At 47.7% G+C, this 20,215-nt stretch carries 21 protein-coding genes; 17 read left to right on the top strand and 4 right to left on the bottom strand.

Going from position 1 to position 20,215, the window contains the following annotated elements; translation table 11 throughout:
* Positions 1-58: 58 nt before the first annotated feature.
* The 6 genes from dxs (at position 59) to KNO91_RS10085 (ending at position 6,254) form a co-directional block, all read left to right on the top strand.
* Positions 59-1,951 carry a 1-deoxy-D-xylulose-5-phosphate synthase gene (dxs, locus tag KNO91_RS10110; protein WP_214794687.1) on the top strand — a complete coding sequence of 631 codons (1,893 nt, stop codon included), beginning with the start codon at positions 59-61 and terminating at the stop codon, positions 1,949-1,951.
* Between the two features lie 6 nt (positions 1,952-1,957).
* Complete coding sequence (locus tag KNO91_RS10105) at positions 1,958-2,773, top strand: TlyA family RNA methyltransferase (RefSeq protein ID WP_214817802.1); 816 nt, start codon at positions 1,958-1,960, stop codon at positions 2,771-2,773.
* A gap of 155 nt (positions 2,774-2,928) precedes the next feature.
* Positions 2,929-3,378 (top strand): transcriptional regulator AhrC/ArgR, encoded by a 450-nt coding sequence (gene ahrC / locus KNO91_RS10100; RefSeq protein WP_214787530.1) that lies wholly within the window; start codon positions 2,929-2,931, stop codon positions 3,376-3,378.
* A gap of 13 nt (positions 3,379-3,391) precedes the next feature.
* Positions 3,392-5,089 carry a DNA repair protein RecN gene (gene recN, locus KNO91_RS10095; RefSeq protein WP_214787532.1) on the top strand — a complete coding sequence of 566 codons (1,698 nt, stop codon included), beginning with the start codon at positions 3,392-3,394 and terminating at the stop codon, positions 5,087-5,089.
* Entirely contained in the window at positions 5,090-5,821 is a 732-nt protein-coding gene (gene spo0A / locus KNO91_RS10090; protein WP_214794691.1) for a sporulation transcription factor Spo0A, read from the top strand.
* A 259-nt stretch (positions 5,822-6,080) separates the two neighbouring features.
* Positions 6,081-6,254, top strand: coding sequence for a hypothetical protein (locus KNO91_RS10085; RefSeq protein WP_214817799.1), 174 nt, complete (start codon positions 6,081-6,083; stop codon positions 6,252-6,254).
* 226 nt (positions 6,255-6,480) lie between these two features.
* Here KNO91_RS10085 and KNO91_RS10080 read toward each other — a convergent pair whose 3' ends face one another.
* Positions 6,481-6,729, bottom strand: a complete 249-nt coding sequence (locus KNO91_RS10080) for a DUF2627 domain-containing protein (RefSeq protein ID WP_214787536.1) — start codon at positions 6,727-6,729, stop codon at positions 6,481-6,483.
* Positions 6,730-6,864: 135 nt separating this feature from the next.
* Here KNO91_RS10080 and KNO91_RS10075 point away from each other — a divergent pair, with 135 nt between their 5' ends.
* The 8 genes from KNO91_RS10075 (at position 6,865) to KNO91_RS10040 (ending at position 16,479) form a co-directional block, all read left to right on the top strand.
* The gene (locus KNO91_RS10075; protein ID WP_214794693.1) at positions 6,865-8,502 is read left to right on the top strand and encodes a sigma 54-interacting transcriptional regulator; all 1,638 of its coding nucleotides are present in this window, start codon (positions 6,865-6,867) and stop codon (positions 8,500-8,502) included.
* Between the two features lie 121 nt (positions 8,503-8,623).
* Positions 8,624-9,520 carry a phosphate butyryltransferase gene (gene yqiS, locus KNO91_RS10070; RefSeq protein ID WP_214794695.1) on the top strand — a complete coding sequence of 299 codons (897 nt, stop codon included), beginning with the start codon at positions 8,624-8,626 and terminating at the stop codon, positions 9,518-9,520.
* A gap of 25 nt (positions 9,521-9,545) precedes the next feature.
* Complete coding sequence (locus tag KNO91_RS10065; RefSeq protein ID WP_214787544.1) at positions 9,546-10,667, top strand: Glu/Leu/Phe/Val family dehydrogenase; 1,122 nt, start codon at positions 9,546-9,548, stop codon at positions 10,665-10,667.
* Position 10,668: 1 nt separating this feature from the next.
* Entirely contained in the window at positions 10,669-11,760 is a 1,092-nt protein-coding gene (buk, locus tag KNO91_RS10060) for a butyrate kinase (protein ID WP_214794697.1), read from the top strand.
* On the top strand, positions 11,744-13,153 hold the full coding sequence (lpdA, locus tag KNO91_RS10055; RefSeq protein ID WP_214794699.1) for a dihydrolipoyl dehydrogenase: 1,410 nt from the start codon (positions 11,744-11,746) through the stop codon (positions 13,151-13,153). Before buk ends, lpdA begins: the two co-directional genes overlap by 17 nt.
* 12 nt (positions 13,154-13,165) lie before the next feature.
* Positions 13,166-14,173 (top strand): thiamine pyrophosphate-dependent dehydrogenase E1 component subunit alpha, encoded by a 1,008-nt coding sequence (locus KNO91_RS10050; RefSeq protein WP_371816658.1) that lies wholly within the window; start codon positions 13,166-13,168, stop codon positions 14,171-14,173.
* Positions 14,173-15,150 (top strand): alpha-ketoacid dehydrogenase subunit beta, encoded by a 978-nt coding sequence (locus tag KNO91_RS10045; protein WP_214782433.1) that lies wholly within the window; start codon positions 14,173-14,175, stop codon positions 15,148-15,150. Before KNO91_RS10050 ends, KNO91_RS10045 begins: the two co-directional genes overlap by 1 nt.
* A gap of 12 nt (positions 15,151-15,162) precedes the next feature.
* Positions 15,163-16,479, top strand: coding sequence for a dihydrolipoamide acetyltransferase family protein (locus tag KNO91_RS10040; RefSeq protein WP_214817796.1), 1,317 nt, complete (start codon positions 15,163-15,165; stop codon positions 16,477-16,479).
* A 43-nt stretch (positions 16,480-16,522) separates the two neighbouring features.
* Here KNO91_RS10040 and KNO91_RS10035 read toward each other — a convergent pair whose 3' ends face one another.
* The 3 genes from KNO91_RS10035 to KNO91_RS10025 are packed head-to-tail and all read right to left on the bottom strand — an operon-like array spanning position 16,523 to position 18,026.
* Positions 16,523-16,738: a hypothetical protein gene (locus KNO91_RS10035; RefSeq protein WP_214787548.1), complete on the bottom strand. Its 216-nt coding sequence runs from the start codon at positions 16,736-16,738 to the stop codon at positions 16,523-16,525.
* Between the two features lie 16 nt (positions 16,739-16,754).
* The gene (locus tag KNO91_RS10030) at positions 16,755-17,204 is read right to left on the bottom strand and encodes a hypothetical protein (protein WP_214817793.1); all 450 of its coding nucleotides are present in this window, start codon (positions 17,202-17,204) and stop codon (positions 16,755-16,757) included.
* Between the two features lie 48 nt (positions 17,205-17,252).
* Positions 17,253-18,026 (bottom strand): sporulation protein, encoded by a 774-nt coding sequence (locus KNO91_RS10025; protein WP_214817790.1) that lies wholly within the window; start codon positions 18,024-18,026, stop codon positions 17,253-17,255.
* A gap of 99 nt (positions 18,027-18,125) precedes the next feature.
* Between KNO91_RS10025 and KNO91_RS10020 the strand changes: the two genes are divergently transcribed.
* The 3 genes from KNO91_RS10020 to KNO91_RS10010 are packed head-to-tail and all read left to right on the top strand — an operon-like array spanning position 18,126 to position 20,172.
* Positions 18,126-19,310: a class I SAM-dependent methyltransferase gene (locus KNO91_RS10020; protein WP_214817846.1), complete on the top strand. Its 1,185-nt coding sequence runs from the start codon at positions 18,126-18,128 to the stop codon at positions 19,308-19,310.
* Between the two features lie 35 nt (positions 19,311-19,345).
* On the top strand, positions 19,346-19,774 hold the full coding sequence (locus tag KNO91_RS10015) for a BrxA/BrxB family bacilliredoxin (RefSeq protein ID WP_214787554.1): 429 nt from the start codon (positions 19,346-19,348) through the stop codon (positions 19,772-19,774).
* A 56-nt stretch (positions 19,775-19,830) separates the two neighbouring features.
* Positions 19,831-20,172 (top strand): DUF952 domain-containing protein, encoded by a 342-nt coding sequence (locus tag KNO91_RS10010; RefSeq protein WP_214794712.1) that lies wholly within the window; start codon positions 19,831-19,833, stop codon positions 20,170-20,172.
* Positions 20,173-20,215: the final 43 nt, after the last annotated feature.

Here is a 20,215-nt window from a genome sequence, read left to right as displayed (position 1 = left end):
CATTCTTGTAAAATGTAAGGTACGAATCAGTAAAATGTGAGGAGAAAGGATGGTCATTATGGACTTGACATCCATTCAAGACCCGTCATTCCTGAAAAGGATGTCTGTAACCGAACTCGAATCACTCGGCTCAGACATTAGACGATTCTTGATTGAAAAATTGGCAGTGACGGGAGGGCATTTGGCGCCAAACTTAGGAGTTGTGGAGTTGACGCTAGCCTTGCACCGTGTATTTGACAGTCCGAAAGACCAACTTGTATGGGACGTCGGTCATCAGGCGTATGTTCATAAAATTTTGACAGGACGTACGAGCCAGTTTGATACCCTTCGACAATACAATGGGTTATGTGGCTTCCCAAAACGTTGTGAGAGTGAACATGATGTGTGGGAAACCGGGCATAGTTCGACTTCGCTTTCAGCAGCTATGGGGATTGCGATCGCGAATGAATTAAAAAGCCGTGCGAACGACCGTGCCATCGCAATCATTGGCGATGGGGCATTGACTGGAGGAATGGCGCTCGAGGCATTGAACCATATCGGTGCCGAGAAGCAAAATGTCATTGTCATCTTGAACGATAATGAGATGTCGATTGCACCGAATGTCGGGGCGATGCATAATATGCTCGGCCGAATCCGTGCTTCGCGTAAATTGAAACACGCGCGTGAAGAGATGGAATCCATTATTAAACACATTCCACTCGTCGGCAACTCACTCGAACGGAGTGGGGAGCGAGTGAAAGATTTATTAAAATCCGCACTCATTCCGGGCACGTTCTTTGAAGAACTCGGCTTCACTTATTTCGGACCGACTGACGGCCACGATTTGAAAGACTTACTTGAAACACTTGAGTATGCGAAAAAAATCGATGGACCTGTTCTCGTTCACGTCATCACGAAAAAAGGGAAGGGTTATCGTCCCGCTGAGTTAGACGGTGTCGGAACATGGCACGGATTAGGACCTTATAAAATCGAGTCAGGTGAAGTGATTAAAGGGAAACCGAAAGGCCCGAGCTACTCGAAAGTCGTTGCCGAGACAATCACGAAAGTGGCAGAAACGGATGAGCGCGTCACATTGATCACGCCGGCAATGAGTGTCGGGTCAAAACTCGACTGTTTCACGAAGAAATTCCCGGAACGCATGTTTGACGTCGGGATTGCCGAACAACATGCGGTAACACTTGCAGGTGGTCAGGCGACACAAGGACTAAAACCGGTCGTCTCGATCTATTCGACGTTCTTCCAACGCGCGTATGACCAACTCGTCCATGACATTTGTCGTCAAAATCTAAACGTCGTGTTCACAATCGACCGTTCAGGACTTGTTGGAGCAGACGGAGAGACACACCAAGGTGTATTCGATATCGCTTTCATGCGTCACGTACCGAACATTCGAATCTTGATGGCGAAAGATGAAGAAGAGTTGCAACAACTCGTTTATTCAGCGCTTCGCTATGATGGTGGACCGATTGCAATCCGTTTCCCGCGTGGGGAAGGGATTGGCGTACCAATGAGTGATACGCTCCAAGAAATCTCTCTTGATGATTGGGAAGTCGAGGCAGAAGGGACAGATGTCGCGATTCTGACGTTCGGACCACAAGTTCAAGACGCTTTGGAAGTACGTTCATTGTTAGAAGGCAAGCTCAGTGTACGCGTCATCAATTGTCGCACGATTAAGCCGCTCGATGATGCAATGCTCGCCTCTTTATATGCAGAAGGCATTCCGCTCGTGACGCTTGAGGAAGCGGCGCTCGCAGGTGGTTTTGGGAGCAGTGTGCTCGAACATGCGAATGAAGCAGGAGCGTTCCCGCGGATTCAACGTCTCGGGATTCCGGACCGGTATATCGAGCACGGTGGTGTCAATCAACTCTTAGAAGAGATTGGTCTCCGACCAAACCAAATGGCAGAATCGATTGAACGGTTCGTCATGGAGACAAATCGACAGAATGTGTGAGGGATTATGGAAAAAAGAACGAAAACAAGATTAGATGTACTACTCGTCGAACGCGGACTCGCTGAAACACGAGAGAAGGCGAAACGTTCTGTCATGGCCGGTCTCGTCTACAGTGGGACCGAGCGCCTAGACAAGGCGGGCGATAAAGTGTTTGACGATATCCCTCTTGAAGTGAAAGGTCAAGTGCTTCCGTATGTCGGACGAGGAGGACTGAAACTCGAGAAAGCACTACAAGTGTTCCCCCTCGACGTCGAAGGACGTGTTGGGATTGATATCGGCTCCTCTACCGGAGGATTTACAGACTGTGCACTTCAAAACGGTGCGACGCAAATGTATGCGGTCGATGTCGGATACAATCAGTTGGCCTGGAAGCTTCGGAGCGATGATCGAGTCGTTGTCATGGAGCGGATGAACTTCCGTCATGCAACAGCCGATCAATTCCCAACCAAGCCAGATTTTGCGACGATTGATGTTTCTTTCATCTCACTTCGTCTCATGTTGCCACCTCTTAAAGAAATTCTAAAGCAGGACGGTGTCGTCATGGCCCTCGTAAAACCTCAATTCGAAGCCGGTAAAGCCGACGTTGGCAAAAAGGGGATTGTGCGGGATCGTGATGTGCATGAGCGTGTGGCGAGCGATATGGTTCGCTATTTCGCATCGGAAGGGTTCTTTGTCGAAGGACTGGATTACTCCCCGATTACGGGTGGAGATGGAAACATTGAGTTCCTGTTATTCGCCCGTTATACGGGAGTAGGGGGCGTCACGCCATCACTCCGAGTCGAAGATGTTGTGGATGCGGCCCACGCCAAATTAAAAGGGTAAGCGATGGCTACAGACAGATTTGTCTGTAGCTTTTTATGATTGTAGAAGAAGAGATGGAGAATGGTGGAAATCACCTCTGGAATGCTAGACCTTTTTTCGACAATACTTTAGAATGATAATGTGTATGTGAAACGAAGAATGAGGTGTCAGCGCTTATGAATAAAGGACAGCGATTGATTAAAATTCGAGACATCGTGACGAATCGTGAAATCGAAACGCAAGATGAACTAGTAGACGAGCTTCGTCGTTTAGGGTATCCCGTCACACAGGCTACTGTATCTCGGGATATTAAAGAGTTACATTTGGTCAAAGTACCTTTGAACGATGGGCGATACAAATACAGCTTGCCTGCGGATCAGCGCTTTAACCCATACGGTAAAATGAAGCGCATCCTCAGTGACAGTTTCGTCTCAGTCGATTCAGCTCAAAACTTGGTCGTCATGAAAGTGTTACCTGGTAATGCGGATGCGATTGGTGTCTTGATTGATCATCTATCATGGGATGAATTGATTGGAACGGTTTGTGGAGATGACACAATTCTCATGATTGCTCGCGATGAGGACAAAGCGAAGCAGATTATTGATCGACTACTCGGAATGTTATGAGGTGAAAGTACGTATGTTAGCAGAACTATCAATCAAACAGTTTGCGATTATCGACGAATTAAACATTCCGTTTAATCGGGGCATGACCGTTCTTACAGGTGAGACGGGTGCAGGTAAATCGATTTTGTTAGATGCGATTGGGTTGCTTGTTGGAGGACGTGGGTCGAGTGAGTTCGTTCGTTATGGTCAGGATAAGGCCGAAATCGAAGGGATGTTCATGGTGGAATCGGATCATCCGGTGATTGAGGCGGCTGAACAATACGGCATCGAAATCGAAGATGGGACAGTCATTTTGCGCCGAGACTTACATAGTAGCGGGAAAAGTGTCTGTCGTGTGAATGGGAAGATGATGCCACTCTCGACGTTGAGAGAATTCGGACGACTTCTCGTGGATATTCATGGACAGCATGAACACCAACACTTGATGGACTCAGAATTTCACTTAGGCATTCTCGACCATTTTGCCGAAAAAGAAGTCGGGCCACTATTAGAGGAGTATCAGACAGCTTATGCAGCCTGGAAACAAGTCGCAGATGAACTGAAACGACTCAGTCAAAGTGAACAAGAGCTCGCGCAACGAATGGATTTGTTATCGTTCCAAACGAAAGAAATTGAGGCAGCTGAGTTAAAAGCAGGGGAAGAACAGGCGCTGACAGAAGAACGTGATGAACTGGCTAACTTCGAACGGATTCATCAACATATTCGTCTGTCTTATGAGGCAGTCGCGGAAGAGTCGAATGGGCTTGACCATATCGGGGTCGCGATGCGTGAAATGGAAGAAGCATCTCAATTATCCTCATCCCTCGCATCTGTATCAGAAACGATTTCAAATGCTTATTATTTACTCGAAGATGCGAAGTTTCAGTTGCGTGATCAACTAGACTCACTCGAGTTCGATCCAATTCGTTTAGATGAAATCGAGTCGCGTCTGGCATTGTTCCAACAGTTAAAACGAAAATATGGAACGACAATTGAAGAAGTCATCGCTTATGGAGAGCAAGTATCTGACGAGTTGAAGTCGATGACGAATCGAGAGGAACTTCTTCAAACTTTGTCAGAGGATCTCGTCCGATTAGAAAAAGTTGCAAAAGAGGCGGGTACAAGACTGTCCGCGGCTCGTAAAGAGGCGGCCGAGTCTCTTCAACACGCCATCCACCGAGAACTAAAAGAACTGTATATGGAAAAAACGGCGTTTGAAGTTCGATTCCGAACGACGACACTAAAACAAGACGGTCTTGACGACGTCGAATTTTATATGATGACGAACGTCGGAGAACCTTTCAAACCACTGGCGAAAGTGGCTTCAGGTGGAGAACTTTCCCGGGTCATGTTAGCCCTTAAGTCAATTTTCTCCCGAACGGTTGGTGTCGCATCGATTATCTTCGATGAAGTTGATACAGGAGTATCTGGACGCGTCGCCCAAGCGATGGGAGAAAAAATCTTCCGTTTGTCTGTCGGTTCACAAGTACTGTGTATCACGCATTTGGCACAAGTCGCTGCGATGGCGGATCAACATCTTTACATCACCAAGACGGAGACGAATGATCGGACGAAGACGAATGTTGCCACTCTCGACCGAGAGAGCCGAATTGACGAGCTCGGCCGAATGATCGCAGGTATACAAATGACCGACTTGACGAAGCAACATGTGGAAGAGTTGCTCGAAATGTCACAGCAAGTAAAACAGAAGTTCATCAAAGGAGTGTCATAAGTGATTACATTATGTATTGCGGACGACAATCGAGAAATCGTCGATTTGTTGAGCCGACAACTAGAATCTGAGCCTGATCTCCGTGTCGTTGGAACAGCGCACGATGGTGAAGCGTGCTTGGATGTCGTCAAGACACACCAACCGGATGTACTCTTACTCGACATAATCATGCCTCATTTGGATGGAATCGGAGTCTTGCAACGTCTACATGAAGAACTCGGTGATGATAAGCCGGAAGTGATCATGTTGAGTGCATTTGGAAAAGATGAAGTGACGAAACAAGCGGTTCAATTAGGTGCCTCTTACTTTCTCGTCAAACCGTTCAATATTCAACAATTGTTAACGAAAATTCGTGAACTGTCGGACGGTGCTAATCGCGAGTTTGAAGGAATGTCTCCAGATGAAATTGAAATTTCGCTCTTGCTCCAACAACTTGGGATCTCTCCTCGAATCAAAGGATTCAAATATATCCGCCAAGCCGTCATCTATGTGCGCGAGCGTCAAGATTTGCTTGGATTGATCACCAAGGAATTATATCCGATGGTGGCAAAAGAGCATGATACGACTTCATCACGTGTGGAACGGGCGATGCGTCACGCGATCAAGACAGCATGGGAGAATGGAATGCGCGACCATGAGATGTTTGAAGGGCGACCTGAGCGTGAACGTAGTCCAAAGAACTCGGAGTTCATTTCATATTTCGTCACGTACTTGTCGTTTAAAAGTAATTGAATCTTTAAAGGTGGACTAAGTCATCAAATGACTTAGTCCTTTTTTTAAAATAATCAATAAAAAATTTTATTTACTTTATGAAAGAAAGCGCTTGCAAAACCGTCGTACTTTGTTATAATAAAGGTGTACCAAGTTACTTGGACAAGCGTCAGATGAACGCTTTTCAATCTTGTTCCGGAGCAATGTTTGAAGAAACAAAATCATCTCGGTTCGCTATCCGACAATAGCTCAGAGGTGGGAACGACATCTCAAGTCGTTAATGTCCCGACGTGAGGTCGCGACAGTCGCTCATTTGCGAGACGATTCTATCATCAACTCGAAGCTAGGGGTTGATATAGGAAAAACAAATCGTTCAGTTAACCAAAAGGAGTGTTGTCAACCGTTGAACAGTTTATGGCAAGCGTTCGACTTCACGATGGATGGTTGGACATGATCCGATAATAAAAAAAAGTTAGTAACTCGAATGGAAATGTTCCGTTCACGCAAGACGGCAGTTACTAAAGTTCTTTCATACTTCTTCATTAAGAAGACGTTGGATATCATGTCAAAGGAAGTAAAGCAGTTGGAAAGGAGATCATCCGTAGTGATCACAATTCAATACGAATAAAAGGTTCCGCACTTGAAATGAAGTCAAGTTAGGGAACCTTTTTTTTGTGTGCTTATGAGTCGAGTCGTTGAACTTTTCCTGTTTTTTTGTCGCGGTTAAATATATAGCCAGCTACAAATCCGATCCCGCCCATGGCGAGCAGAAGTCCGAAAGTCCCCTGCAACATGGAGGCGGCAGCGAGTGAATCAATCCATGTGAACGGTGCGCTCGTCTTCAAAAAGAAGCTGTCGCGAAGCAATTTGATTCCGTAAACACCTAATAAACCAGGGACGATTAAGATTAGAAGCGCGATGAAACGCATGCAATCTCCTCCTTTACCATACATTATTTTAACAGAAATCTGTTCATTCCACACTGTCTATTTTTAGGCGGCTTGCGCATCATGGTGGGATTCAGTAGCATGAAGAAGAGAAGAGAGAAAGATGGGGGAATTCGTATGAATAAACGATTGATGATTGTCGGTGCGGGCAAAGGAGGGACGGAAGTCTTGAACATGTTGATGGACTCCCCGCTCGCGACGATCGTTGCGGTCGTCGACTCCGATGCATCGGCTGAAGGGATTGCCCTCGCCAAAAGTTATGGCATCGCCGTGACGGACGATTGGACGAAATATGCAGAGGTAGCATTAGACTTTGTTATTGAGACGACAGGGCAGCATCAAACGTTCGAAGAGTTGAAAGATCATTACAAAGATGCGGTTGTGTTGCCGGGAGAATTTATTCGAATCGTTGTCGAGCGATTGAAACAAAATCAACAGATGCTTGAAGCAATCATCGAATGTACGAGTGAGGCGATCTCGGTAGCCGATCATCACGGCAATACGATATTGATCAATCCGTCATATACCCGGTTGACGGGATTTAAAAAAGAGGACGTCGTTGATAAGCCTGCCACGGCCGATATCGGTATGCAGGAGAGTGTGCATCTGAAAGTTCTATCGACGGGTCAAGGTGTCCGAGATATTCGGATGCAAATCGGGGCGACGCGACGTGACATACTTGTGAATGCAGAACCGATCATCGTAGAGGGGAAATTGAGAGGTTCGGTCGGCGTCATCCGTGATGTGTCTCAAATCCGTGCACTTCGTGATGAATTGCAAGAAGCGAAAACACGTATTCGAAATTTAGAAGCTAAATATCAATTTGCTGATATTATCGCAACGAGTGATACGATGCGATTTGTCATCGATCAAGCAAAATTGGCAGCGGTGACACCAGTTACGGTATTGATTCGTGGAGAATCGGGAACAGGAAAAGAACTGTTTGCCCACGCTATCCACGGAGAATCTCCACGAAAATTTAAAAAGTTCATCCGAGTAAATTGTGCGGCCATCTCGCCTACGCTTCTCGAAAGTGAATTGTTCGGTTATGAAGATGGTGCATTTAGTGGTGCAAAGCGTGGTGGGAAGACGGGTTACTTCGAGGAGGCGGATGGTGGATCGCTCTTTTTGGACGAAATCGGAGAATTGCCACTCGATGTCCAAGTAAAACTCCTTCGTGTCCTTCAAGAAAATGAGATTGTGCGAGTCGGGGGGACAACGGCGATTCCAATTGATGTCCGCATCATAGCCGCAACGAATGCGGATCTTGAACAAAAAGTGGCGGACGGAACATTTCGTGAAGATTTATACTATCGAATCAACCGGATGCCCATCCATATCCCGCCACTTCGAGAAAGGTTAAATGAACTCGAGGCACTCTGTGACCGCATCGTTCGAAAGTTGAATCAAGAGTATGGCCGAAGTGTACAAGGGGTAGATGAAGATGCGTTGACTCTGTTGAAAAGTCAGCATTGGAAGGGGAATGTCCGCGAACTTGAAAATGTGATTGGTCGCGCAATGATTTATATGGCGAACACGGAACAACAGATTGCTCCACATCACTTACAATTATCACCTCGTACACCGAGCCAGAAAGTCGTCGAGTCTGGAACACTTCATGAAGCCGTGGCGAAATATGAACGTGATTTGATTGAACGAACGATTGAAGAAGCCGGTGGGAATAAGTCAGAAGCTGCCCGGCGGTTAAAAATTTCAATCCGGACTTTATATAATAAATTAGATGCCATGCAATAAAGTGCATGCAATTATATGCACACTAAGCAATTATGTGCATGGCTTCCCGCTTTATAAAGCGCTTACAATTTAGGAAACAAACTTGCTTATGGTATAGTGTAGAGTGCAAGGGGGGACAACGATGAATTTTGAACGGATGCTGACAAACGCAAAACAACTTGAGGGTTGTACAGTATCCATTGCGGGGGCAGCGGACGAAGAGGTCATTCGAGCCGTAAAACTCGCTACGGATCATGGATTGTCACGATTCATTTTATTTGGTGAAGCTCGGGAAATCCGAAAGTTATGTGAACAGTATGGAATCGACGAGTCAGCCGTCGATATTTTACATGCAAAAGGTGACGTTGAGATTGCGAGACGTGCCGCACTAGCCGTAAAAAACAAAGAGGCAGATGTGCTCATGAAGGGGATGGTGTCGACATCGACATTCATGAAAGCCGTCCTTAATCGGGAGGCAGGCCTTCGTACGAAACGAACGCTCAGTCATATCGCGCTATTTCAGATTCCGAATCGGGAAAAATTGATCGGTGTGACCGACGCCGCAATCCATATCGCGCCGACGCTCGAAGAAAAAGTAGAAATCATTCATAATGCGGTAGAAGCGATGCATGACATCGGTTACGTATCGCCTAAAGTCGCAGCGATCGGAGCTGTTGAAGTTGTCAATCCGCAAATGAATGCGACGCTCGATGCCGCATTGCTCAGTCAAATGAATCGTAGAGGACAAATCAAAGGCTGTATCGTAGATGGACCGCTCGCCCTTGATAATGCAGTCGACATGGTCGCAGCGAAACAAAAAGGAATCAATAGTGAAGTAGCAGGGCAAGCTGATTTATTAGTCGTGCCATACATAGAGGTCGGCAACGTCCTTTATAAATCAATCATGTATTTCGCAGAGGCGAGCGTAGCGGCGATTGTCGTTGGCGCGTCAGCCCCTGTCGTATTGACGAGTCGTGCCGATACAGCGGAGGCGAAACTTTATTCTCTCGCATTCGCATTGTTACATGCTAAAAACTAATCGTACTTAACAGGAGGAACTGATCATGATGGAAACAAACACAGAACCACGCTTCCGTATTTTTGACGTCTTACAATCTGAGGATTACGAACAAATCGTATTTTGCCAAGACCAAGCGTCTGGACTAAAAGCAATCATTGCGATTCACGATACAACTCTTGGTCCTGCACTCGGTGGGCTTCGCATGTGGAACTATGAGTCAGAGCAAGAGGCACTCACAGATGTCTTACGTCTCGCTAAAGGAATGACGTATAAAAATGCGGCCGCCGGTCTCAACCTCGGTGGTGGGAAGGCTGTCATCATCGGAAATGCCAAGACGGATAAATCGGAAGCCCTCTTCCGTGCATTCGGTCGATACGTACAATCACTCAGCGGACGTTACATTACAGCTGAAGATGTGAACACAACGGTCGCTGATATGGACTTCATCCATATGGAGACAGACTATGTAACGGGTGTGAGCCCAGCGTTCGGTTCAAGCGGGAACCCTTCACCGGTGACAGCTTATGGTGTCTATCGCGGTATGAAGGCGGCTGCGAAATGGAAGTTTGGGACAGACTCTCTCGCTGGAAAGACGGTTGCAGTGCAAGGTGTCGGAAACGTAGCCTACAACTTATGCCGCCACCTTCATGAAGAGGGTGCACATTTGATCGTGACGGACATCAACGAAGAAGCGCTCAAACGTGCAGAAGCAGACTTTGGTGCGACGGTTGTTAAACCAGATGAGATTTATGGGGTCGAGTGTGACATTTTCGCTCCATGTGCACTCGGTGCAGTCATCAATGACAAAACGATTCCACAGTTGAAAGCGCAAATCGTCGCTGGTGCCGCGAATAACCAATTGGCTGAAGATCGTCACGGGGATGTGCTTGACGAGAACGGCATCCTCTACGCACCAGATTTCGTCATCAACGCTGGTGGTGTCATCAACGTCGCGGACGAACTCGAAGGATACAATCGCGAACGCGCAATGAAAAAGGTCGAACTCATCTATGACAACATGATGCGTGTCTTTGAAATCGCAGAGCGTGACGGCGTACCGACGCATGTGGCGGCTGACAAGATGGCAGAAGAACGTATTCATATGATGTCTCGTTCACGTAGTCAGTTCCTCAAAGTCGAAAAAAGCATTCTAGGGAGACGCTAAGATGACAAAACGGCTAATTCTTGCGATCAACCCAGGGTCGACTTCGACGAAAGTTGGATTGTTTGATGGGAAGGAAGAAGTGCTGACACGTACGGTCCGTCACGAGATGGACGTGACCGGTCTCAGCCTTCCTGAGCAGTTACCTCATCGTGAGCAAGAAGTACGTGCCTTGTTAGAAGAGACTGGCATCGCGGTCAATGACTTGACCGCGGTCGTCGGTCGTGGTGGATTGCTCGCACCGATGACGTCAGGGACATATACCGTTAACGAGCTGATGCAAGAAGACTTGACGAGCGGTCGCTTCGGGATGCATGCTTCGAACCTCGGGGGATTGATTGCATCAAAAATTGGTGAGAACGAAGGAATCCCGAGCTTTATCGTTGACCCGGTTGTTGTCGATGAGATGCATGAATTGGCAAGGAAGACTGGGATGGCTGAGATCAATCGCCGTAGTATTTTCCATGCCTTAAATCAAAAAGCAGTCGCTAAACGTTTTGCGGCCGAAAATGGAAGCGATTACAATGAGCTGAATTTGATAGTCGCTCACCTCGGCGGCGGGATCACAGTCGGCGCTCATTCACTTGGTCGCGTCATTGATGTAAATAACGGACTTGATGGTGACGGACCGCTTGCGCCAGAACGAGCGGGCTCAATTCCTGTTGGACAGGTAGTAGAACTATGTTATAGTACCAGGTATAAAGAATCGGAAATGAAAAAGAAAATTGTCGGTCAAGGTGGTTTGTTCGCGCATCTCGGTACGTTTGATGCGATTGAGATTGAGCAACGGATGGAATCAGGAGACGATGAGGCGAGACTCCTTTATGAAACGATGGCTTATCGTGTCGCACAAGAGATTTCAAAACATGGTGCGACGCTCAGTGGTCAGGTGGATGCCATCTTATTGACAGGTGGAATCGCCTATTCAGAATGGCTAACAGACAAGATTAAAGAGCGTGTCTCTTTCCTTGCGCCGGTTCACGTCTATCCGGGCGAAGATGAATTGAAAGCCTTGGCAGAAGGTGCGCTTCGCGTCATCGAGAAGGAAGAGGCCGCAAAAGAATATGAGGGGGATACACATGGCACGAGAATTTGATGTTGTCGTCATCGGCGGAGGACCAGGAGGATATGTGGCTGCAATCAAAGCGGCGCAGGCTGGTAAAACTGTCGCAATCGTTGAGGCGAGAAAATTAGGCGGCACCTGCTTACATAGAGGATGCATCCCGACGAAAGCTCTTTTAAAAGCTGCCCATGTCTATCAAACGGCGAAACAAGGTGCAACGTACGGCGTAGAAACGGGAGATGTGACGTTTAACATGGAACGGGCACAAACGTATAAGCGCGATCTCGTGGCCGGCCTTGAAAAAGGAATTGAGCATTTGATGAAACAAGGAAAGATTGAAGTGTTTCGCGGGAAAGCTTCGATTCTCGGACCGAGTATCTTCTCGCCACAACCAGGGACCGTTTCTGTTGAAGACGAAAACGGAGAGTCAGAACTTATCTTGCCGAACCAATTGATTATCGCAACAGGTTCGATTCCACGTGAACTTCCTGGGTTGCCATTCGATCATGAGCGGATTTTGAACTCGGACGATCTCCTCAATTTTGAAACGCTTCCTGAATCGATTGCGATTGTCGGCGGCGGTGTCATCGGAGTCGAATGGGCGTCCATGCTCGTCGATTTAGATGTGAATGTAACGTTGATTGAAGTTGGAGATCGTTTACTCCCACTTGAGGACAAGGCGGTCTCTCGCGAAGTGGAACGCTTATTGAAGAAGCGCGGCGTCCGTGTGAAGAAAAGCGTGACAGTCGATGCCGAACGAACGTTAGTTCATGAAGATGCAGTGGAGCTTGCTGTAGGTGAAGAAACGTTGAAGGTAGACTGTGTGCTCGTCTCGGTTGGCCGAGTCGCAAATACGGAAGACTTAGGACTTCAAAACACGTCCATCGTCGTGGAAAACGGAATTATTCAAGTCGATAGCCAGTATCGTACGAAAGAACGTCATATTTTCGCGATCGGAGACTGCATCGGGAAGTTACAACTTGCCCACGTCGCGTCTGCCGAAGGAGTGAAGGCGGTCGAAACGATTCTTGGGCTTGAGCCGACACCACTCGATTACATGCTTATCCCGCGTTGCGTATATAGCGTCCCAGAAGTTGCATCGGTTGGCTTGACAGAGGAAGCGGCAAAAGATGCCGGACATGATGTGAAGACAGGGACTTATCGTTTCAACGGTCTCGGGAAAGCACGAATTGAAGGGCAAGCCGACGGGTTCGTCAAACTTATTTCGGACAAAGAAACAGACGACCTTCTCGGTGTTCATATCGTCGGTCCAAAAGCGACTGAACTGATCACTGAAGGTGGACTGGCACTCGTCTTGAACGCGACTGCTTGGGAGATGGGGCAACTTGTACACCCACACCCTGCATTAAGCGAAGCCTTCCAGGAGGCAGCACTCGCTGTCGATGGATTACCGATTCACGCCTAAGGAGGAACAAGGATGGAACAGATGACTGTGAACTCATATGAAGAGCTTGGATTAACTAAACAAGATTTATTGGCGATGTACGAAACGATGGTGCGTGCGCGTAAAATCGATGAACGCATGTGGAAGTTGAACCGTGCCGGGAAAATCCCGTTCGTCGTCTCGTGTCAAGGACAAGAGGCAGCGCAGGTCGGTGCAGCGTTCGCCTTAGAAAAAGGAATTGACTACGTCTTGCCTTATTATCGTGACGTGGCGGTCGTCCTTCACTTCGGCCAAACATCAAGAGACTTGATGCTGTCGGCATTTGCGAAAGCGGAAGACCCAAACTCAGGCGGTCGTCAGATGCCTGGTCACTTCGGCTCGAAAGAGCATCGGATCGTGACAGGTTCATCTCCGGTCACGACCCAAGTCCCTCATGCGGTTGGAATCGCACTTGCTGCGAAGATGAAAAAGGAAGAACTCGTCACGTTCGTTTCGTTCGGTGAAGGTTCTTCTAACCAAGGTGATTTCCATGAAGGCGCAAACTTTGCAGGTGTCCATAAGTTGCCGGTCATCTTGTTCTGTGAGAACAACAAATATGCGATCTCCGTCCCACTTTCAAAACAGTTGGCGTGTGAGCGCGTATCAGACCGTGCAAAAGGTTACGGAATGCCTGGCGTGACAGTCGACGGGACAGATCCGATTGCCGTATACGCGGTCGTGAAGGAAGCGCGTGAACGTGCCCTTCGTGGAGAAGGACCGACGCTGATTGAAGCAGAAGTCGAACGTCTCGTGCCTCACTCATCAGATGATGACGATAAAGCATACCGTTCAGCCGAAGAATTGGCAGGATTAAAAGAACGGGACGGCATTCAAATGTTCCGTCAACGACTTGTGAACGATGGAATCGCAACAGCGGATATTCTTTCTGAAATCGATGCGAAAATCGATCTTGAAGTAAATGAAGCGACGACTTATGCGGACAAAGCACCATACGCATCGCCTGAATCTGCATTGGATTACGTCTACGAGGAGGAAAAATGATGAAAACGTTTATCGAAGCGATCAATGAAGCGATTCATGAAGAAATGGAGCGCGACGAGAACGTCTTCGTCGTCGGAGAAGACGTCGGCGTACGTGGTGGTGTATTCCGTGCCACACAAGGACTGATTGAAAAGTATGGAGAAGACCGTGTCATCGACGCACCGCTCGCTGAGAGCGCAATCGCAGGTGTTGGGGTCGGGGCTGCTATGTACGGGATGCGACCGATTGCAGAAATGCAATTCGCTGACTTTATCATGCCGGCAGTGAACCAAATCGTATCAGAAGCTGCTAAAATTCGATATCGTTCCAACAACGACTGGACGTGTCCGATGGTCATCCGTGCGCCTTTCGGTGGTGGTATTCACGGTGCACTCTATCACTCACAGTCTGTCGAGGCGATGTTCAGTTCGACGCCTGGTCTCAAAGTCGTCATTCCATCAGACCCAGTTGATGCAAAAGGATTGTTGAAGGCAGCAATCCGTTCGAACGACCCTGTCCTCTTCTTTGAACATAAGCGCGCCTATCGTCTATTAAAAGCAGACTTGCCGACGGACGAATACACGGTTGAAATCGGTAAAGCAGCTGTCAAACGTGAAGGGGACGATATCACAATCATCACATACGGTCTTTGCGTCCATATGGCTCAAGAAGCCGCGAAAACACTTGAAGAAGAAGGTATCAGCACGCACATCCTTGACCTTCGTACAGTTTATCCGCTTGATCAGGACGCAATCATTGAGTCAGTCAAGAAAACGGGTAAGGTGTTACTCGTGACAGAGGACAACAAAGAAGGAAGTATCATCGGAGAAGTTGCGGCGATTATTGCAGAGAAAGCGCTCTTTGAGCTCGATGCACCGATTGAACGCTTAGCAGGTCCTGATGTGCCGGCTATGCCTTATGCACCACCGATGGAAAAATTCTTTATCGTATCCCCAGAAAAAATTGCCGAGCGGGCCCGTCAGCTCGCCGCGTTTTAAGGAGGCGTCTCCATGGAACAAACGATTAAAATGCCCCAACTCGGTGAGAGTGTAACGGAAGGCACGATTACGACCTATCTCGTCAAGCCGGGCGACCGTGTGGAAGAATATGAACCACTCGCCGAAGTCATGACGGACAAAGTCACTGCAGAAATTCCGGCAACGAGCGCTGGTGTCGTGAAAGAATTCCTCATTCCAGAAGGTGAGACGGTCAGTGTCGGGACGCCTGTACTGACGATGGAAGTCGAGAGCGCAGAGGAAGCTGCGGCTGAGACGAAGACGGAGCCGGTCGCCGAAACTGCACCACCAGAGCCGGTTGCAGCGAAGCAAGCTGTCGCGACCGTTCCGAAAAAACAGAGTGGAAACGGTCGTTACTCGCCTGCGGTCATCCGACTCGCCAATGAGAATAATATCGATTTGAATGAATTGAGCGGAAGCGGTCTAGGCGGACGGATCACGCGGAAAGATATTCTTCGTTACTTATCAGAAGGGCGCCCGGCATCGACTCCTGAGCAAGCGACACAAGCACCTGTCCAGGAGACGATGGTACAAACGAAAATGGACGTTCCGACTGAAGCGCCAAGTCCTGCCGTCGAACCTTCACAACCAGTTGCTTCGACTTCTACAGGACGATACGAAACGATTCCGACAGCTGGTGTGCGTCAAGCGATTGCGAACAATATGGTCCGCTCGAAGCATGAGGCGCCACACGCATGGCTCATGATTGAAGTCGATGTGACGAACCTCGTCGAGGCGCGTGCGAAATTGAAAGATGAGTTTATGAAACGGGAAGGTGTCAAATTGACATTCATGCCATTCTTCATGAAAGCGGCCATCGAGGCGCTGAAGAAGTATCCGATGATGAACTCGGAATGGGCAGGTGATCACATCAAAGTGCACCAAGACATTCATCTGTCTGTGGCTGTCGCGGCAAATGAGGCACTCTACGTACCGGTCATTCGTCAAGCGGATGAGAAGAACATCAAAGGCCTTGCCGTGGCCCTTCAAGATGTGGCGTCACGTGCGCGTGAGAACCGTTTGAAAGCTGAAGAGATGCGTGGTGGGACGTTCACCATCAACAACACGGGTGCGTTTGGTTCAATCCAATCGGCACCAATCTTGAACTACCCGCAAGCGGCAATCTTATCGGTCGAATCAATCGTGAAACGTCCGGTCTGGATGAATGGCATGTTTGCGGCACGCGACATGGTCAACCTTTGTATGTCGGTCGACCATCGTGTCCTCGACGGTCTCGTCGCAGGTCAGTTCTTGCAAGCGATCAAGCAGTCACTCGAGTCAATCGACCCGAACACGTATACAGTCTATTGATGTATTAAAAATGGAGGCGCTCCTAGTGGGGCGCCTCCATTTTTCATGAGTTATAGCCAATGAATAGCGTGAAGAAGAAACTTGCAGCTGAGATAAGTAAGAGAAGGAACGACATGGACATGCCCATGATGACGAGTCCTTTGGAGAATCGTTGTTTGGTTTTGTAGAGCGCATACGCAAACATGAGACTGAATATGCCGAGCGTCGTGAATAGCGTCAGAGGGATTGCTCGGTCGTAAAGAAGGTGAAGTATATCCAATGGTAAGTCGTCCTTTCTAGTCTTGCACTTTCTCGAATTGTCGTTGATGGACGCGATCCATCGATTTGATGGTCACAACAAACACGAGAAGGAACATCCAGTATACGAAGGTATAGTCTAAGGCAAATTCGGGAACCCCATCATGTCTGACCGAAGAAATCCAGAGAAGAACGAGTGAGGCTGGAAAATGAAACAGTAAAACAAAATATGGAACGAACTTTATGAAGGATCGGGCATTCGCAGACGGATTGCGTATGATGAAGATCGCAATCATACCGATGAAAAATCCGATGCCACCAAGCGTGAAGAAAGCGAGCGAATCAGACGTGCTAGTCTCTAAAATGGGCAAAGCAAGAATCGTAAGACCGAGACTCCCGATTAAGATACAGACGAATAAAATGACGTCACCTCCCGAAAGTTTTTGACTCCCTATAATAATTGTAAGATATTGGATGTAAGAGTTCAACGTCTAAAAAAACACGCCATTTCGATGAATGACGTGTCAGTAAGTTCCTTAAATCGATTGTTCAATCATCGATTCGATGTCTCGACGAACTTCAGCTGCCGACAAGCGCGCAGCATCATAGCGTACACGATGTGTCGATTCGTCCGTCCCCGTCAAGTCCGCAAACAGACTACCGAGATCATGGACGCTGCGATCGACTTGGATGAGCAATTCGATCGCGTCCTTGTCTTGTAAGATGACGACTTCGACCTCATCTAACTGACGACCGAAACGCGAACCGTTCGCAGAATACTCGAGTTCTTGTGCAATCGGAAGACGACCTGAACGATGACGTGCCGGGAGCATCTCTGTATCAGCCTTCTTCAGACGGAAACCGAGCTCGTCCATCGCATCTAAAATGACTTGTTGTGCCGCGTTCGGTTGAACGGTAATCGCATCTTCATCTTTCGGATCTACGGCTTGGGCGATATCGAGTCCTGTCTCAATCCATGATTTCGATTGGCTCACAGAGAGTGGCGTATTGAATGGAACGTTGACTGTGAATGGGATTTCTTTCACTTCCCCGGGACCAATCATGAACGGTGCTTCATTCAACAAGATTTTTTCAATCGTGAACGTCGAGTATGTCGACTTGTCGTTGACTTCGTGTTTATACAGCGTGTTGAAGAAAAGATAGATGCTGTCGACTGATTGTTCGACCGAACCACCTTCGATATGGACGACCCCATTGAGTTCTCCACCAGGCGTACAGTGGCTCTCATTCAGGCGTGTATCCACTTTTGCGGCACCAATTCCGATTGATGATAAAATCTTTTTAAACATATGTGTATCCTCCTTTGACGTAACGTCGTCTTCGTGTAATAGTATGTACGGACAGGTGAAACAATATGTTTCAAAATTTCTAAAAAAGGATTGAATCCATTGGAATATAAAGCGTTACAAGAGCGTCTAGAAGACGTGATCCAATCAAATCATCTCGTGTCGGCGACAATCAGTCAACCCCGTCAAAAATCAAGTGATCTCAAACGGGTCAAATTGAAACCGGTCATGCTTCGGAATGCGTATCATATCCAGTTCGAGTACCAGTATGAACGGGTCATGAATCATAAAAATCTGACACCGGATGAAGCCGTGACAGAATTGTTCGAACTTCTCGAAACGTTTAGACAAGGACAGTTCCAACTAAAGGAATCTGACCTCCAATTCCAGTTATCGAAAAAGTTCAAAGTGACATTGAAAGAAAAGCAGACGGCACAAAAAGAAATCCAGTTGAGCCATAATCGGGAGAAGCAATATGTACTCCCGCTCGATGAGCCGGTCCCGTTCTTGATTCGACTTGGCATCCAATCGAGTGACGGCAAAGTGAAGCGACAAAAGTACGACAAATTCAAACAAATCAATCGTTTCCTTGAATTCATTGAGGATTCGCTCAAACATTTACCGACAGACCGGACCGTTAGAATTTTGGACTTCGGTTCAGGGAAGTCGTACCTGACGTTTGCGCTCTATCACTTCCTTCATGAGATGAAAGGGTATGACGTGCATATCACTGGACTCGATTTGAAGAAAGAAGTTATCGAAGAGTGCGCGTCAATCGCAAAAGATTTGGGATATGAACGGCTTGAGTTTTTAGTCGGGGACATCAATGAGTATGAAGGAGAGACGGCTGTCGATATGGTCGTGACCCTACATGCTTGTGATGTGGCGACAGACATGGCGTTAGCACGTGCCGTCCGCTGGGGGGCGAAAGTCATTTTGAGCGTCCCTTGCTGTCAAAAGGAATTGAATCGCCAACTGCAAGCACCTAATTTAGACGTGATGCTTCAACATGGGTTGATTAAAGAGCGGTTCGCTTCGCTCGCGACCGATTCGATTCGGGCTGAACTCCTCGGACTTGTCGGCTATGATGCACAATTGCTTGAGTTCATCGATCTTGAGCATACGCCAAAGAATATTATGATTCGTGCCTATTTGACGAATCGTAAGGCGAGTGCCGAGACGAAAGCACGTTACCTCGCCTTTAAACAAATGTTACAGGCAGATCCATTCTTAGAACGGGAATTGAGCGATAGACTTGTCCTCGGGGTAGAACAAGACGTAAAATAAGAGAGTACAGACGAAATGTCGAAAGGGGAAACAACATGGATTTTCAATTATATTTTCAAGATGTAGTCGAACAAGCACGTAACGAAGTACGTGCTGCAGGATACACAGAGCTCACGACACCGGAAGAAGTAGACGGAGCACTGAAAAAAGAAGGAAAGACACTTGTACTCGTTAACTCGGTATGTGGTTGTGCAGGCGGAATCGCTCGTCCGGCAGCTGCTTACGTAAACAAGATGGAAGGCACCAAGCCTGATCATTTCGTAACCGTGTTTGCAGGTCAAGACCGTGAAGCGACAGATCGTGCACGCGAATATTTCGAAGGATACGCACCGTCTTCACCTTCGATTGCTCTCCTCGAGGATGGAAACATCGTGACGATGGTAGAGCGCAGTGAAATCGAGTCCTCAACGGCTGAAGAACTCGTCGACCAATTGCAAACATTGTTCGATATTTATTTCGCATAATCAAGCATCGGCGCAAAGGCACTGCCTTTGCGCTTTTGTGAAAAGGGGCAGTGTATATGGAACCAGTCATCAAAATTATGACGGAGGCAGAGTATATGATTGCCCTGTCACGCGGTGAAATCAATGAGCCGTCACTTCAATCGGAAGGGACAATCAAATGTTGCACACCGCAGCAAATCGGTAAGGTCGTCAAATCGTCCTATCCAGGAGAAGCAGTCGTCCTCGTCTCCCTTCACGTCAATCGACTAGGACAGTTGTTACATTATGAGTTAGATGAGGATGGAGAGCGCTATCCGCACGTGTATAGCGCCATCCCGATGTCTTCAGTCAAACAGGTCCAACCTTACGGGTCTCGCGACAACGGAACGGTCACTTATTTCGCTTTCGAGCGAATGTGACCTTCTTTTTTTTAATAAATTGCATGAATATACTTTACAAGTA

This window comes from Exiguobacterium sp. s59 (genome assembly GCF_018617475.1).
Taxonomy (GTDB): domain Bacteria; phylum Bacillota; class Bacilli; order Exiguobacteriales; family Exiguobacteriaceae; genus Exiguobacterium; species Exiguobacterium aestuarii.
The sequence above is the reverse complement of the archived record's forward strand: the minus strand, read 5'-3'. Positions and strand labels throughout refer to the sequence as shown.

Bases quoted from the DNA above. Each gene is read 5' to 3' on its own strand.
- KNO91_RS10040 (WP_214817796.1), top strand. From the start codon at position 15,163: ATGGAACAAACGATTAAAATGCCCCAACTCGGTGAGAGTGTAACGGAA.
- KNO91_RS10025 (WP_214817790.1), bottom strand. From the start codon at position 18,026: ATGTTTAAAAAGATTTTATCATCAATCGGAATTGGTGCCGCAAAAGTG.
- yqiS (WP_214794695.1), top strand. From the start codon at position 8,624: ATGAATTTTGAACGGATGCTGACAAACGCAAAACAACTTGAGGGTTGT.
- KNO91_RS10010 (WP_214794712.1), top strand. From the start codon at position 19,831: ATGGAACCAGTCATCAAAATTATGACGGAGGCAGAGTATATGATTGCC.
- KNO91_RS10050 (WP_371816658.1), top strand. From the start codon at position 13,166: ATGGAACAGATGACTGTGAACTCATATGAAGAGCTTGGATTAACTAAA.
- buk (WP_214794697.1), top strand. From the start codon at position 10,669: ATGACAAAACGGCTAATTCTTGCGATCAACCCAGGGTCGACTTCGACG.
- KNO91_RS10085 (WP_214817799.1), top strand. From the start codon at position 6,081: ATGTCCCGACGTGAGGTCGCGACAGTCGCTCATTTGCGAGACGATTCT.
- KNO91_RS10105 (WP_214817802.1), top strand. From the start codon at position 1,958: ATGGAAAAAAGAACGAAAACAAGATTAGATGTACTACTCGTCGAACGC.
- recN (WP_214787532.1), top strand. From the start codon at position 3,392: ATGTTAGCAGAACTATCAATCAAACAGTTTGCGATTATCGACGAATTA.
- KNO91_RS10045 (WP_214782433.1), top strand. From the start codon at position 14,173: ATGAAAACGTTTATCGAAGCGATCAATGAAGCGATTCATGAAGAAATG.
- lpdA (WP_214794699.1), top strand. From the start codon at position 11,744: ATGGCACGAGAATTTGATGTTGTCGTCATCGGCGGAGGACCAGGAGGA.
- KNO91_RS10065 (WP_214787544.1), top strand. From the start codon at position 9,546: ATGATGGAAACAAACACAGAACCACGCTTCCGTATTTTTGACGTCTTA.
- KNO91_RS10075 (WP_214794693.1), top strand. From the start codon at position 6,865: ATGAATAAACGATTGATGATTGTCGGTGCGGGCAAAGGAGGGACGGAA.
- KNO91_RS10015 (WP_214787554.1), top strand. From the start codon at position 19,346: ATGGATTTTCAATTATATTTTCAAGATGTAGTCGAACAAGCACGTAAC.
- dxs (WP_214794687.1), top strand. From the start codon at position 59: ATGGACTTGACATCCATTCAAGACCCGTCATTCCTGAAAAGGATGTCT.
- ahrC (WP_214787530.1), top strand. From the start codon at position 2,929: ATGAATAAAGGACAGCGATTGATTAAAATTCGAGACATCGTGACGAAT.
- KNO91_RS10080 (WP_214787536.1), bottom strand. From the start codon at position 6,729: ATGCGTTTCATCGCGCTTCTAATCTTAATCGTCCCTGGTTTATTAGGT.